General features: G+C 45.5%; 19 protein-coding genes. 13 read left to right on the forward strand and 6 right to left on the reverse strand.

The annotated features are described in order from the left end of the window. Positions 1-137: 137 nt before the first annotated feature. Positions 138-464: a hypothetical protein gene (locus tag BUE76_RS00200; RefSeq protein WP_073047496.1), complete on the forward strand. Its 327-nt coding sequence runs from the start codon at positions 138-140 to the stop codon at positions 462-464. Positions 465-546: 82 nt separating this feature from the next. On the opposite strand, the gene BUE76_RS00205 is transcribed toward BUE76_RS00200, so the two are convergent. The 6 genes from BUE76_RS00205 to BUE76_RS00230 all read right to left on the reverse strand — a co-directional run bounded on the left by BUE76_RS00205 (position 547) and on the right by BUE76_RS00230 (position 4,278). Next, on the reverse strand, positions 547-951 hold the full coding sequence (locus BUE76_RS00205; RefSeq protein WP_073047499.1) for a hypothetical protein: 405 nt from the start codon (positions 949-951) through the stop codon (positions 547-549). Next, positions 951-1,589, reverse strand: coding sequence for an AAA family ATPase (locus BUE76_RS00210; RefSeq protein WP_073047502.1), 639 nt, complete (start codon positions 1,587-1,589; stop codon positions 951-953). The genes BUE76_RS00205 and BUE76_RS00210 overlap by 1 nt, the downstream gene beginning before the upstream one ends. Positions 1,590-2,253: 664 nt before the next feature. Beyond that, a complete protein-coding gene (locus tag BUE76_RS00215) occupies positions 2,254-2,619 on the reverse strand; it encodes a hypothetical protein (protein ID WP_073047506.1) in 366 nt (121 codons plus the stop codon). Between the two features lie 148 nt (positions 2,620-2,767). Then, on the reverse strand, positions 2,768-3,178 hold the full coding sequence (locus tag BUE76_RS00220; RefSeq protein WP_073047510.1) for a hypothetical protein: 411 nt from the start codon (positions 3,176-3,178) through the stop codon (positions 2,768-2,770). After that, complete coding sequence (locus BUE76_RS00225; protein ID WP_073047512.1) at positions 3,175-3,885, reverse strand: P-loop NTPase family protein; 711 nt, start codon at positions 3,883-3,885, stop codon at positions 3,175-3,177. Before BUE76_RS00225 ends, BUE76_RS00220 begins: the two co-directional genes overlap by 4 nt. 12 nt (positions 3,886-3,897) lie before the next feature. Further along, the gene (locus tag BUE76_RS00230; protein ID WP_143157455.1) at positions 3,898-4,278 is read right to left on the reverse strand and encodes a hypothetical protein; all 381 of its coding nucleotides are present in this window, start codon (positions 4,276-4,278) and stop codon (positions 3,898-3,900) included. A 265-nt stretch (positions 4,279-4,543) separates the two neighbouring features. Here BUE76_RS00230 and BUE76_RS24385 point away from each other — a divergent pair, with 265 nt between their 5' ends. The 12 genes from BUE76_RS24385 to BUE76_RS00290 all read left to right on the forward strand — a co-directional run bounded on the left by BUE76_RS24385 (position 4,544) and on the right by BUE76_RS00290 (position 12,912). Beyond that, entirely contained in the window at positions 4,544-5,014 is a 471-nt protein-coding gene (locus tag BUE76_RS24385) for a plasmid mobilization protein (protein ID WP_158069903.1), read from the forward strand. 1 nt (position 5,015) lies between these two features. Beyond that, positions 5,016-6,245: a relaxase/mobilization nuclease domain-containing protein gene (locus BUE76_RS00240; protein WP_073047522.1), complete on the forward strand. Its 1,230-nt coding sequence runs from the start codon at positions 5,016-5,018 to the stop codon at positions 6,243-6,245. Further along, positions 6,242-6,847, forward strand: a complete 606-nt coding sequence (locus BUE76_RS00245) for a P-loop NTPase family protein (protein WP_073047525.1) — start codon at positions 6,242-6,244, stop codon at positions 6,845-6,847. Before BUE76_RS00240 ends, BUE76_RS00245 begins: the two co-directional genes overlap by 4 nt. A 91-nt stretch (positions 6,848-6,938) precedes the next feature. Further along, positions 6,939-7,334 carry a hypothetical protein gene (locus tag BUE76_RS00250; protein WP_073047529.1) on the forward strand — a complete coding sequence of 132 codons (396 nt, stop codon included), beginning with the start codon at positions 6,939-6,941 and terminating at the stop codon, positions 7,332-7,334. 4 nt (positions 7,335-7,338) lie between these two features. Continuing rightward, a complete protein-coding gene (locus tag BUE76_RS00255) occupies positions 7,339-7,590 on the forward strand; it encodes a DUF4134 family protein (protein WP_073047532.1) in 252 nt (83 codons plus the stop codon). Between the two features lie 17 nt (positions 7,591-7,607). Continuing rightward, entirely contained in the window at positions 7,608-7,820 is a 213-nt protein-coding gene (locus BUE76_RS00260) for a DUF4134 family protein (RefSeq protein ID WP_073047535.1), read from the forward strand. Between the two features lie 44 nt (positions 7,821-7,864). Further along, on the forward strand, positions 7,865-8,176 hold the full coding sequence (locus BUE76_RS00265) for a DUF4134 domain-containing protein (RefSeq protein ID WP_073047538.1): 312 nt from the start codon (positions 7,865-7,867) through the stop codon (positions 8,174-8,176). A 1-nt stretch (position 8,177) separates the two neighbouring features. Continuing rightward, positions 8,178-8,489 carry a hypothetical protein gene (locus BUE76_RS00270; protein WP_073047541.1) on the forward strand — a complete coding sequence of 104 codons (312 nt, stop codon included), beginning with the start codon at positions 8,178-8,180 and terminating at the stop codon, positions 8,487-8,489. Then, complete coding sequence (locus BUE76_RS00275; RefSeq protein WP_073047544.1) at positions 8,467-10,941, forward strand: TraG family conjugative transposon ATPase; 2,475 nt, start codon at positions 8,467-8,469, stop codon at positions 10,939-10,941. The genes BUE76_RS00270 and BUE76_RS00275 overlap by 23 nt, the downstream gene beginning before the upstream one ends. Beyond that, a complete protein-coding gene (locus BUE76_RS00280) occupies positions 10,938-11,606 on the forward strand; it encodes a hypothetical protein (RefSeq protein ID WP_073047547.1) in 669 nt (222 codons plus the stop codon). Before BUE76_RS00275 ends, BUE76_RS00280 begins: the two co-directional genes overlap by 4 nt. A 5-nt stretch (positions 11,607-11,611) precedes the next feature. Continuing rightward, positions 11,612-12,262, forward strand: a complete 651-nt coding sequence (locus BUE76_RS00285) for a hypothetical protein (RefSeq protein WP_073047550.1) — start codon at positions 11,612-11,614, stop codon at positions 12,260-12,262. Further along, entirely contained in the window at positions 12,259-12,912 is a 654-nt protein-coding gene (locus BUE76_RS00290) for a hypothetical protein (RefSeq protein ID WP_073047553.1), read from the forward strand. Before BUE76_RS00285 ends, BUE76_RS00290 begins: the two co-directional genes overlap by 4 nt. Position 12,913: the final 1 nt, after the last annotated feature.

The following is a 12,913-nucleotide window of genomic DNA, read 5'->3' on the forward strand; positions in this document are numbered from 1 at the left end:
TAGCTGATTTAGAAACCACAGATTTTCATTCCCCAAACAAGGATGAACTTTAATAAACCTACAATAAGAATGTTTAAAAGCTGAAGCCAAATTGCCTTCCTACCGCAGGATGCCTCTATAACACATAAGTTTGATGTATGGCGAAAAGCAAAACAGGTGGTGAATTCCGGAAAGAAATAACTGATGCGTTAACGCGTGATGCACTAAAACGTATCGGAAGCCTAATCAACAATAGTAAGATCAGCAATTTCGCCACCGTTTACCAGCACATACCCAGAAGCCGGCTGGCAGAAACCTTGGGGTTTAATAAAAGCGGGTTTTTGCGTAAAAAATCTATAGACGGCAGCTTATGGCGGGTAGATGATATAATACGCTTCTCAGAGGCAACTGGTGCAGAAGCTTACAAAGTGTTTGAGTTACTGGCTCAATTTAAAATAGAAAGCTATTCGGATGAGGGTACTTAAAACCGAAAGCACATTTTAATTTACAAGTAAAATTGAATGTGCTTTCAGTTACAAAATACAAGTATAACTAGTGGCTTTTTTGCTAGTGTTTTTTGTGTAGTAAACTCTTTTCTTCCCGCTCCAACTTTTCCAAAACAGCTTCCAACACCCATTCGGTTAATGAAATAGCTGGCTTCCGCTGTGTCCTGGGTTTGGGACGTAGCTCCCGTAGCGTCCGGATCCTGGCCAACTCCCCTACTGTTAGGGCTACTGTTGTTTGCTTAATAGTATCAGGATGCTCTTCTACTTCAGCCTTCTTCCTGGATGATGCTTGCACGGGCGCTGGTGCTGGCGCAGGAGCCGGTGCAACTGGCTGTTCCGGTTCGGCTACTGCATCTTCTACCTGTTTGGTAGTGCTGCCTCCCTTATTGATGATATCCATGATACGCTTTTCGTCCAGTACAGACGCTGCTCCTGCTTTAGGCGGTAATCCTACTCTCTTTGCCATTATTGCGGAATTGCTTTGAATAATGCGTTTATTTCTTTTGATGCTTTCGCATCTTGTGGGCTCAGTTCGAAAACAGCAAGCCCCTGCCCTCCTGCTAATGCAAATGCTTTGCGGTTGCAAACCATATCCGGGATGAACTCAAAGCCCTCGATTTCTTTTAATTGCTCTGCTGTTTCCCTGTTATCCTCGCTTCTGATGTCGGCCTGGTTGATAAACACCATTGCCCTAAGTTCTGGGTTTACAGTCCGGATCTCCGAAATGAGGTTTTGTACTTTGGTTATGGTCCAAAAATCGAAGCTTCTGGGACGGAAAGGAAACAGGGACACATCTGAAATTACCAAAGCTGCCCGCTGGCTTATCGTATCTCGTCCCCCACTGTCAATAACGATGTGATCGTATTTGCTGCTCAGTTTAGTCACTTGGCTGCGCAATTGATCGCCGGTAAGCTTTACGGCAGTATAATTTGTCTCTCCATTCAAGGTATGTTCCCGGAAAGAAGTAAAATCAGTTGCCGATTCCTGTTCATCCGCATCTACGAGTAAAACATCACCTCCTTGTTTTGCCAGCCAAACGGCCAAGTTTACAGAGATGGTTGTTTTGCCGGTTCCTCCCTTGATACCTCCTACTGTGTAGATCATCAATTTGAAATTAGGATGCAATATTACATTGAAAAAAGCATTTCTATTTGCAACTAATAAGGATTTAAATTTAGTTGTAAAAACAAAACCTAATATAGTTCTTCTTTTGGATAAAAAAAGAAAGTATAACTATAACTAAATGTGTTTCCATAAAGCTTGTGGTTTTGCTATTTAAATAGTTGTAAATACGCTTTTTAAATGCAAGTTGATTTACTATTATATTGGTCTTGAAAACAGAATGTATTTAACTTGTAAACCAGGATGTCTTCTACAACTAAAATGAAAGCCGTAATGCTTGTGAAATTTTTTCGGAAATACTTGCATTATTTATTTGAAATTGCTTTTTAAAGCTCATTCATATTTGCAAGTATATTTTAAAGTATTTAGAAAGTGATTTTGCTTTTGATTTACCATGAAACAAGAAGTAAATTTACTTGTAAAGAGCGTTTTAATTTAGTTGTTAAACTAATTGTAGATATAAAATCAAAAGAGCTAGGTGATGAGTTGTAAATAGATGGCTAACACACTAGTTATTTAAACATAAGAGTACTTGTAAACCGTATATTAATTTACTAGTAAACTAATGTTAAAAAAGCTTGTAAAAACACAAGTAAATCGACAAAAAAAGCGGGCCAACCGCCCGCTTTCAAACCAGTAGAAAGTTCTAAGGATAAGTGAGATTAACGCTGAAGTCTGAACTTTGGGTTTTAACTTCTGTTCCGTTGCGCAGTATTCGACCAGTCACTTTACTCCCCGTGCCGCCGTTAGCACCAAAAGTTACATACGTGGGATTCTTTTTAACGGTATAAGAGTAGGACCAGCCTGTAGCCGGTGCATTTTCAACAGTTACCAAATTGGATTCTTCATTGTAATAGCCTACAACCATGGTAGGTTCCCCGCCTGTGGCTGAGGCCTGATAAGTTATTTGATCGCCAATCTGAACACTTGCATCTTCCGTATCATCATCTTTTTTGCATCCTGCTATCAGCAGCAGGGTAGTGGCCATAAAGCATAGCAAATTCTGTTTCATAAGTAAGGGTGTTTTTGGTGGGTGATTCAATTGGTTGTTTGCTTCTGGAATCAAAACATAAATACTTCCATAAATACAAGTAAAATTACTTTTGATTGCACCTGTATTTTTTAATGTTCCTTCTTCTGAAAGTTCTTACATAATAAATTTATTGTTTTTTCTTTTTGGGCACTTTGGTTTCTACCAAGATCATGGTGTCCTTACCATTAAAAGCTTCCAAGAACAACACTGTTCCCTTTGTTGTTTGGATGTACTCGTACTTTTTAGATGGGGTAGGAGTGAAGCTCAAATAGATGGTACCAGCTATCATAAGCAGCCCGATACCTGCCAATAAGTAGCTGATGGACTTACCTAAACCATACAGGAAGTAACTAAACCCCGTTGGAAAAGACACCCGGTTGATTGTTTGTACTTCTTTTTTCAAGTCAACCTGGAGTTCGTTGATCCGGATGATTACGAACAGGATTTCGTCATCTAAGGTCGAACCATACCGTATTTTATAGCGGTGCCTAAGCTCTGCCAAAAGTGTTAGGTAGTCTTGTTGTTTCTCCTTTGTCATAGTTTACCCAGCTCCCTGCGGATGACTGTTTTCGCTGCAAAAGATGTATGTCCAGGCAAGCCTTTTCCTGCTGAGATAGCTTCCAGAATGTTCTGGCCGCTGTTTCGTTCTACCGATATATTACCGAATAATCTGGCGCCTTTAATCGTTCCTTCTTGCATTTTAATAAAAGATTGCGCCTCATCCATTAACTCCGGATGTGCCTGGAAAGAATACTCATTGACATAAGCGTAAACATCGAAAGCACCTTTCAGGGGTGCCGCAAAACGTTGCAAATAATCCATGCAACTCAAGTAAGCAGGTCCACCAGCTATAATTACGTTGAAGACAAACCTGGCATTCAGGGTAGTTTCAAACTCCTTGAATTCCTCAACATTAAAGTCGAGGGTAAACAATTTAGGCAGTTGCTCACTTTCCGGTGCGCCAAAATCCAGGTAATACTCGGCAAAGGAGAGTTCTGCCAGCTCTTCTAAGCTCTGGAACAACTTTTCCCGGTCAATCCGTTCTATGTTATCCGTAATAGCTACTTCAAGCAGCCGGTCCTTTTCCAGCAGAAATGCCAATTGCCTGGTACTGGTCTTGGTTGATGCGTCAAAGTCGACAAAAACCGAACTTTGGTGTTCTTCATGCTTTAAAGCCTGCAGGTAAGTAAGCATCGACTTGCCTGCGCCTCCTTTCGCTTGTACGTTGAAATAGAATGTCTTCATATGCTAAGGGTTTCATTTTGGTTTGATTGGGCGGCGTAGCAAACTTTCCTTTTCCCGCACCAAAGTGGAGGGATCCGTTAGTGAAAATGGCTGCTCCACTGAATTAGTAACGGCCTGATGTCCTGCTGCTTTATCCACCTGTTGGTAATCGGCTCTTGTTGATACTGCTGTTTTCCGGTAACGGGCCAGCCAGTTGCGAAAGGAATTGGAGTTGAAATCATCTGGCGTCAATTGCAACTGCTTGTAAATCATCTTCAACAGTACAATGGGTTTTTCCCGCAACAAGAACCTGTTTTCGATAACAAGTGGAAGCAGATCAAATTGCCCGTGGCCTTTACTCAATAGTAGCGTACGGACCAGTTCTGCTGATTCGTTCCCTTTTTTATCTTCCATGTAACTAAAATAAATAAAATATTCAGTTTATGATTTAATTTGCTCTATAGATTATTGCTTTTGATGTGTGTTAATGATTTTGAGCGACAAAAAATGAGGTTTGATGAAAACGGATGAATCGAAATGAGCGAGGATGGAAATAGTAATGAGCAATTGGGCATAACGATGAAGAAACAGGTCAGAAAATGAACACGGCAGCATGTTAGGTAGGGGAGGAGTTCGGTTTTTGTCGCCCATTGCAGGATGTACCTTTGTATACACAAAGGTGTTCCTGCCCTTTACAAGGGGAATCATCCAGCCCTCCGCAACTCCGGGCTGGCGTCCATCAAGCGGTGGTCGCAACTCCAAAAAGAATACGATGGAAACACCACTAAAAACCAAAAAAAAGTATCCGGGCTTTTTCTTCCGTTGTACAGAAGCGGAAAAAGCCAGGTATCAGGTACTGGCAAAATCACAGGGCATGGAGCTTTCTAAGTTGATCCGGCACCGGTTGGCAGGCGATCAACCCTTGAAGGATTATACCAGGGAAGAAGCATTTTTTCAACAGTTGAACCTGCTGACCCGGGAAATGAGCTACATCGGCCACAATATTAATCAGGTAACCACAGCACTGCACCAGATCAATAACAGCCAGAAGATTGAGGCTGGCGAGTTTGCGCTAATCCTGAGTGAGCTTAAGCGGTATAATGATCTGCGTGATCAATTGAGCTACCAACTCCAAAAAGCCTTTTTCTGATATGAAGCTTGTATTTAAGATCATGCCCCCGGCCGCTTCTTTCCATGGAGTGGATTACAACGAAAAGAAGCAGGCCCAGGATGTTGCCCGCAGGGTTCACTTTCAAAATTTTGGTTACCTCCAAGAGCGATCGGAGATCAGCCGGCAGGAGTTCAAGGAGTATTTTGAAAAATATTCGGCCCGTAACCACCGGGTGCAAAAAAAGCAGTTCCATGCAATCTTAAGCTGCAAAGGCGCCAGCTATAGTCATGAGCAACTGAAAGAGTACGCCTTGCAGATCATGCAACAGATGGGCTATGGCGATAATCCCCTGCTGATCTATGAGCACCACGATACCCGCCACAATCATGTGCATATTGTTACATCCCGCATAGCCCCTGATGGAAGCAAAATTGCTCATGATATGGAAGGGAAAAAAGCAAATACTTTACTTACCCAGCTTTTGCAATTGGACCTTAAAGCCGCGCTGCAGCAGGACCTGGCAGAGGTATTGGCATACAGGGCATCAACCACCCCTCAATTACTGCTGCTGATGGAACTAAAGGGCTATACCAGCAAGCAGGTAGGAGCAGCTTATCATTTTTTCAAGCACGGCAAAGAAGTGGGGTACACCTCTCTGGCTGCTTTAAACAATAGAATAGGGGAGGGGGAAGAGCACCGTAAAGACCAGATAAAAGCTATCATCCACAAGTATCAGGGCCGGTACACTACCCGGTTGGAGCGGGAGCAGGAGCTTTTTGTACGTAGCAGCGGACAAGTGCAATATGGGAGCGACCTAACCCGGTACCTTCAGGAGAAGCACGGTTTGCAGTTTTATTTCTTTTCGAAAGGTGGACTGCCGCCTTACGGTTATGCCCTCATCGATCACAAAACAAAGACGGTATACAAAGGAGGGGACATTATGCCTTTGGCTGCACTTACCCAAAAAGCGGATAGAAGGATGAAAGTACTGCCGCTTGCACCTGAACCTAAAGTACTCGGAAAAAGCGCTAAAGAATGGGAGACAATTTCCGAACTCTTGACCCTAAACAACGACGGCGCTACCAGAGCTGAAAAACAAATGCCTGAGGCAAGCGGACTGGGTGAAATGTTTGCTGCTTTTGACCGGTTTATAGATGGCATAATTGCCGGAAATGAAATAGACAGCCATGCAGCCGGTGGCCACCAACGCTCCAGTAAGGACAAGGAAGAACAAAAAAGAAAATCAAGACAAAAAGGGTTGGGTAGATGAAAACCATATTTTTCTCAGGACTTGCAGGTGGCAGTGGTAAAACCACCATGGCCATCAATTTCGCCAGGTACCTTCACTATTACGAAAAATCCAAGGTCATGCTCCTTTCCTGCGACATGCCTTCGGTTTTGCCCTTTTTAGAAGCGCAAGCTCCTTTTCCTTTCGCAGCCCGTGATATTTCTCCTTCACAGTGTGCCGCCTATCTCCAAGCCATTGCTGCAGGTGCTCAGGCCCCGGCATATATGATAGTTGATCTGCCTTCCGGTGCAACACTTGAAATATTACGGCTGCTGCCAGTAGCACATCATCATGTTATGCCTTTTGAGTACAGCATGGTACATTATGGCAAGCTGCAGACCTTTTTGCATTTATTGAATAAGTGGGCACCGGAAAGTATCCCTCTGTTGTTGCCCAACAAAGTAAGCAGGGCAAACGCAACCATAAAAAGCCTATTTGATAACTGGTTCAGGCAAAGCAGCCTATTTGTTTTGCCTTTTGTAACAACATCTTCAGCACATGCTGTTCCCTCAACAGCACCCTTTAACCAACTAGAATTTCAAAACCTACGCCCTGTTTTTAATCGCATGATGCATATTTTATAAAAAATATTCAAATTATTTTGGTTATGTGATTAGTCGATCTTTAACTTAGATGTGAGTAATGGTTTAGTATTATTCACATAAAGACTGAAAAATGACCCTTAGCAAGTTCCTGCTCCTGTTGTTGGGTGTTTATGGCGCTTATTACTGCTTCCTGATCCTAATGGATTTTGTGCGGAGTAAAACCACCAGCAAAACATCAATGGGCAATGAGGCGGTTCACTACGAAGTTGAAGCCAGCCAGCCACCCATCGATGTACGCCAATTAGCCAGCAGGGAAAACCCGGAAGAAACAACGTGGGATGAAGCTTCAGGTGGTGGCGAAAAAAAAAAGATCGCTTCCCTTGAACAAACAGCAGAAACAACAGGCCCGGCGACTGATTCCGAGGAGGGGTATAAAAACTTAGGTGTTGATTTGGGTCTTGAGCCTGCTTCCTTCCAGGGAGTGGAGGTTACTACCAACAATATTAAGCGGCTGCTAAATCCCTAATCCTATGAATAACCTTTTGTTCTACTTATTGCAAAGCTGGGATGCGGTAGAAAACACGGCTACTAAGGTTGCTTATTCTGTAGGTAACCTATGCTGGGTGCTTTGTGCTTTGTTTGGGCTCATTGGCGCTATCCGGATTTACAACAAGTGGCAGCTGGGCGCCCACTGCTTCCGGGTAGATGCAGAGATAGCAGGCTGGATGGGTGCCTCCTTATTTTTCCTGGCTGCACGAACTTTTATTGCCATCGTATTATAGCCAAATTCCCCTTAACCATGCAACACCTCCTTTCCTCTGAAATTTTTCAGCATGTTTCGCGCATCCTGCTCATTGGCGGCAGCATCGTTGCCATGGTGGGTGCCTGCCGCATTTATTACAAGTGGCAGGCAGGGCAGGGCAATATCGAAACAGAAATAGCTACCTGGGCATTCGGTGTTGTTTTCCTGCTGGTAGCAAGCCTGAGTGTCAAAGCAATCTTCGGCTATTAACCAAAGCAATCCCAATCCACACAGCTTAACCTTAAACACACTATATGAAACAGAACAACAGAATGAAAGCGGCAATGCTGACTGCCCTAACCCTGTACAGCACCACGGCTTTGTTTGCCCAAAACCTGGGTACAGGCATTGATCAGGCCTCCTCACAGGTTAAAGGGGTGTTCACCAATGTAAGTACCCTGATTCTGATGATTGGCGGTATTGTAGGCTTGGTCGGTGCCATACGGGTTTATGTGAAATGGCAGAACGGCGACCAGGACGTACAAAAAAGCATCGTGGGGTGGATGGGCGCTTGCGTATTTCTGCTGCTGACCGGAACCATATTGAAAACCATTTTTGGGATGTAACATGGCTACCCGCACCTATGCCATCTACAAGGGGCTGCAACGGCCCCTTGTCTTCAAGGTTTTTAAAGGCCGGTTTATCTACATGGCGTTGGGCGCCTTGGTAGGTGGTATAACAGCAGGCATAGTTGCCAGTGTGGTTTTAGGCGCCATAGCCGGTCTTGTTGCCATGGCAATAGTTGCCATTCCCCTGCTTATGGTCATCATCGAAAAGCAAAAGCAAGGCTTGTACGAAAAGCGGCGTGATGACGCGGTATTCATCATTCCCTCCAAACACACAATCTACCGGAAACATGAAGGCAAAAAAGCTATTTGAATCTCCCTTCATCGGCACTTCGGTTGCGGATGGCCTGACCTTGTTGTACAGCTGTAATGGCAATTACTCGGTGATACTCCAGATGGAAAACGGGTGCCCCCAGTACTGCGCTGATGAGCGTTTGTATGAGGCTGCCCACCAACTGTTCGGCCACATCATCAAGATTGCTGGTCCGGGCATCCTGTTGCAAAAAACAGATATAGTTACCCGGTCCTGCTTTCAGCAGCCTAACAACAATTCGGGTGATTACCTGGATACAAAGTTCTTCCGCTACTTTGAAGGGCGCAGGTACAACCGGTTAACTACCTACCTGACCATTACCCATCAAAACACCAAGGGGCGGTTCTTTGCGTATAATGAAGGGGAAATAAAGGAGTTCACAGGAAAGGTGCTCAAGATCATGGACACCATCCGTAATGCAAAAGCTTCTGTTGGCGTATTGAATGAAGGGGAAATGAAAAGCCTGCAGGCTCGCTATATGGCCTTCAACTTTTCCGATGCCCAGTATAGCTACGCAAACATTGCAGCAGACAAGAACGGCCTTCAGTTTGGGGAACGCCAACTGAAAGTTGTTTCCCTTATTGACATCGATGAATTGAACATACCTGCTGAAGTGTCGGCGTATACCAACCGCCATGACCTTGCCCGGTCTGGTAAGCCTTTCCCCGTTGACCCGCTTTCTTTTCTGCTCCATGTGCCTGAAGCAGACACCGTGCTGTACAACCAGGTTGTGTTTATTCCCGATCAGGTAAAAGTAAAAGGTGAGCTGGAGGCTAAAAAGAAACGGCATGCTTCCATGCCCGATCCGGCTAACAATATTTCCGTGGAGGACATTGATGATATGTTCCTGAGCATTGCACAGGAAAATGAGCTGCTGGTGTACTGCAACTTTAGCATCCTGGTGATGGCGGAAGGGGAAAAGATCAATAAGGCCGTCAACTATATCGATACCAACCTTTTTGCCATGGGAATTATACCTGGCAAGAACACGTATAACCAAATGGAGCTGTTCCGGTCAGCCATCCCCGGAAATGCAGACGAACTTAAGAAATACGATAAGTTCCTGACTTCCCGGCCAGCGGCGGTTTGCTTTTTCTTCAAAGAAACCCTGCCCAAAACCGAAGCCTCCGACTACCTGCTGTATTTCACCGATAGGCAGGGGGTGCCCATTGGCATTGATACATCGGAGCTGCCCATGCAAACGGGCCGCATCTCCAATCGCAACAAGTTCATTTTGGGTCCCAGCGGTACGGGTAAATCTTTTGTGACCAACCGCTATATCAAACAGTGCCAGGTGTTGGGTGCCGATGTGGTACTGGTGGACACCGGGCACTCTTATTTTGGAACCAACCAGTATTTTGGCGGCAGGTACATCACCTACAGTGAGGAAAGGCCCATCACCATGAACCCCTTCCGAATCGAGGCCGTTGAGAACAACGAAGAAAAGCGACAAATTCTGAAGTCTTTGATTGGCCTGATCTGGAAAGGGGTGGATGGCCAGCTCAACCAAGTGGAAGACACGGTACTCAGCAAAATTATCACCGATTACTACACGGATTATTTCGGAAGTCGGGTACAGGTGCAGTGCCTCAACTTCAACACTTTTTACGAATTCGCCTGCGCAGCCATCCATGCGTTGTTACAGGAAGAAAAAATATCCTTTGCCCTGGACGAGTTCCGCTTTGTGCTCAAAAAGTTTTACAAAGGCGGGGAGTACGAAAGGATTTTGAATGATGAGGTAGACAATACCCTATTCAACGAAAGCTTCATTGTCTTTGAAATTGACGCCATAAAGGAACACAAGCTCCTGTTCCCCATCACCACGCTGATCATCATGGATGTGTTCATCCAGAAAATGCGCTACAAGAAAAACAAAAAAATCCTGGTGATTGAAGAAGCTTGGAAGGCTATTGCCTCTCCCATGATGGCAGGTTATATTCTTTACCTATATAAAACGGTACGCAAGTTTGCTGGTGAAGCCATTATTGTCACACAGGAGTTGGGCGACATTATCGGGAACAGCATTGTAAAGGATAGCATTATCTCCAACAGCGATACCATCTTCCTTCTGGATCAATACAAGTATAAGGACAATTTTTCCGATATCGCAAAGCTGCTAGGCCTGAACGAGGTAGAGCAAAACAAAATATTTACCATCAATCGCCTCGATAACCGGGAGGGTAGGGGCCGGTTCAACGAAGTGTACATCAAGCGGGGTGGGGTGGGCGAAGTGTATGGCGTGGAAGTGCCTTTTGAAGAGTACCTGACCTATACCACCGAACGCAAAGAGCGGGAGGTGCTGGAATATTACCTGGAAGCTTATGCTACCTACGAACAGGCTATGGAGGCGCTGGTAAAAGACCTGAAAGCAAGCGGGCTCCCTTTCCACGATTTTTTAAAGCAATGCAGCCGTTCCGGAGGCATTTACCAATCCCAAAAACTTATGGTATGAACGCAAAGCAACTAATGGTTCTGATGGGTGTGGGTATGCTGGTGGCCAGCCGTGGCAACACCCAGGAACTGGTAATCGATCCAACACTTTCAACAATGCTGGCCATCAACGGGGAAGTGGAGCGCAAAAGCATGAACGAGATCAAAGAGCGGCAGGTGATGATCCAGAACCTGCAAACTGCTACGGCTGCAACCGTAGACTTTATCAACCGTTGGCAACAGAAAACCTACGAAGGGCTCACCTTGATCAGCGACAATGTAAAGAACGCCTACCAGCTTTACGAGTGTGCCCAGGTGATGAAGAGCATCTATGAAAGTGAAAGCGCCATGATCCGCGAAGCCAAGAAAAACCCACTGGCTCTTGCCTTTGCCATGCAGATGCAAAAGGAAATGGTGACCCGTGCCATTGCTTATTACAACCAAATCCGTACGCTCGTACTCAAGGAGAACGACCGCAACCTGCTGATGGATGCAGGGGAGCGTACCCGCCTGATGCGTGAAATCTTGATGGACCTGCAGGTAATCAACGGCCTTGCCTATAGTTCATATCTCAAAGTGCGGTTGGTGGTGCAGCAGGGACTGATACAAACCCTCAATCCTTTTGCCTCCATGGTAAACAGGGATGCCGCGCTGGTGAAAGACGTACTCAGAACCTGGAAATTCTAAGCCCTATGAAAGCACCTGTTTTATTGATCCTGTCTTTCGCTTCCGTTCTGCCTGCAGCCGGGCAGCAGGATACCTGGGATGTAGCCGCCACTGAAGTAATGATTAAAACCAACAAACGGCACTACAGCGACCACAAAGAAGCAACGACCAACCAACTGGCTTCGCAGGCTTCTGTTGCTACCTGGAAGGTGGGTAATAACCGGCTAAAGAACCTTGCCGACTTGCTGGACAGCCGCTTGACATCAGCAGCCATCGTAGCTGCCGACGCCACTACACTGTATAACATCTACCGGGCAGTAGATGAAATGATTACCCTCCAACAGCAGGCCCTTCGCATAGCCTACAAATACCCATGGCTTGCACCAATGGTGGTACAACACGAGCGGAAAATCATTGACGATGCCCAAGACCTGGCTTCCTACATTACCCTGTTGGTACTAACCTATGGTGAGTTGTCCAAAATGAAAGTGGCCGCCCGTAAAACACTCTTTCACGAAATAGACCTCCAGCTACGGGAACTGACAGGCCGTTGCCACAGCCTGTACTACAGTTTAAAGGCGTTCGACGCAGGGCAGCAAATTAAAAACACACGGGCCGGTATTCTGGTGAACAGGGATGCACAATTGGTTAAGGACATTTTAAATAAGCTAAAATGAGCAAACTGCTTTTTCCCCTTGCGCTGGCTTTGTCTTCCGTGGCTACGGCCCAGCGGGTAGTAATCCACCAGGACCTTATTCAGCAGTCAACAGCCAATACCGCGTTCAAGGTGGCGCTGCATGGCCAATACCGCGATAAACTGGCCCAGGTAGAAGAAAACCGAAGAGGGATACTAACCCATGTAACAACGGTGGAGGAAGTACACCGCAAGGTTTTTAATACCCTCACCAATGTTGACGGTGCGCTCCGCAATGGCCGTACGCTTTGGTACATAGGCCAGAAAGTACCGCAAATATTTACCAACCTGAAAACAGCGGCGGTTTTGGCTAAAGACAAACCCTACCTGGTACACCTGCTGGCCGGTCACAGCCAACTAATCATGGGCCGGGTTGGTCGCCTGCGACAGTACCTGCAGGAGTTGGTGCTGCAAAACGATCCTCAGGTACTCATCAACCCCATTCAACGGGAAAAGATGGTGCACGAGGTATATACCGATATCAGCATCATCCACAGTGTATCCAACTCCATGGTATCAATGTTCAAGCTCTATAACCTTCAGGATGCGGTGGAAAAGATTGTTCCCCTGAAAATGTATTACAACATGGACCGCACCCTGGTACAGGACATCATGCGCAAAACCAAGTTCTAGG

It is taken from the genome of Cnuella takakiae (genome assembly GCF_001953305.1).
In the GTDB taxonomy this organism is placed as follows: domain Bacteria; phylum Bacteroidota; class Bacteroidia; order Chitinophagales; family Chitinophagaceae; genus Flavisolibacter; species Flavisolibacter takakiae.

Bases quoted from the DNA above. Each gene is read 5' to 3' on its own strand.
- BUE76_RS00200 (WP_073047496.1), top strand. From the start codon at position 138: ATGGCGAAAAGCAAAACAGGTGGTGAATTCCGGAAAGAAATAACTGAT.
- BUE76_RS00205 (WP_073047499.1), bottom strand. From the start codon at position 951: ATGGCAAAGAGAGTAGGATTACCGCCTAAAGCAGGAGCAGCGTCTGTA.
- BUE76_RS00210 (WP_073047502.1), bottom strand. From the start codon at position 1,589: ATGATCTACACAGTAGGAGGTATCAAGGGAGGAACCGGCAAAACAACC.
- BUE76_RS00215 (WP_073047506.1), bottom strand. From the start codon at position 2,619: ATGAAACAGAATTTGCTATGCTTTATGGCCACTACCCTGCTGCTGATA.
- BUE76_RS00220 (WP_073047510.1), bottom strand. From the start codon at position 3,178: ATGACAAAGGAGAAACAACAAGACTACCTAACACTTTTGGCAGAGCTT.
- BUE76_RS00225 (WP_073047512.1), bottom strand. From the start codon at position 3,885: ATGAAGACATTCTATTTCAACGTACAAGCGAAAGGAGGCGCAGGCAAG.
- BUE76_RS00230 (WP_143157455.1), bottom strand. From the start codon at position 4,278: ATGGAAGATAAAAAAGGGAACGAATCAGCAGAACTGGTCCGTACGCTA.
- BUE76_RS00240 (WP_073047522.1), top strand. From the start codon at position 5,016: ATGAAGCTTGTATTTAAGATCATGCCCCCGGCCGCTTCTTTCCATGGA.
- BUE76_RS00245 (WP_073047525.1), top strand. From the start codon at position 6,242: ATGAAAACCATATTTTTCTCAGGACTTGCAGGTGGCAGTGGTAAAACC.
- BUE76_RS00250 (WP_073047529.1), top strand. From the start codon at position 6,939: ATGACCCTTAGCAAGTTCCTGCTCCTGTTGTTGGGTGTTTATGGCGCT.
- BUE76_RS00255 (WP_073047532.1), top strand. From the start codon at position 7,339: ATGAATAACCTTTTGTTCTACTTATTGCAAAGCTGGGATGCGGTAGAA.
- BUE76_RS00260 (WP_073047535.1), top strand. From the start codon at position 7,608: ATGCAACACCTCCTTTCCTCTGAAATTTTTCAGCATGTTTCGCGCATC.
- BUE76_RS00265 (WP_073047538.1), top strand. From the start codon at position 7,865: ATGAAACAGAACAACAGAATGAAAGCGGCAATGCTGACTGCCCTAACC.
- BUE76_RS00270 (WP_073047541.1), top strand. From the start codon at position 8,178: ATGGCTACCCGCACCTATGCCATCTACAAGGGGCTGCAACGGCCCCTT.
- BUE76_RS00275 (WP_073047544.1), top strand. From the start codon at position 8,467: ATGAAGGCAAAAAAGCTATTTGAATCTCCCTTCATCGGCACTTCGGTT.
- BUE76_RS00280 (WP_073047547.1), top strand. From the start codon at position 10,938: ATGAACGCAAAGCAACTAATGGTTCTGATGGGTGTGGGTATGCTGGTG.
- BUE76_RS00285 (WP_073047550.1), top strand. From the start codon at position 11,612: ATGAAAGCACCTGTTTTATTGATCCTGTCTTTCGCTTCCGTTCTGCCT.
- BUE76_RS00290 (WP_073047553.1), top strand. From the start codon at position 12,259: ATGAGCAAACTGCTTTTTCCCCTTGCGCTGGCTTTGTCTTCCGTGGCT.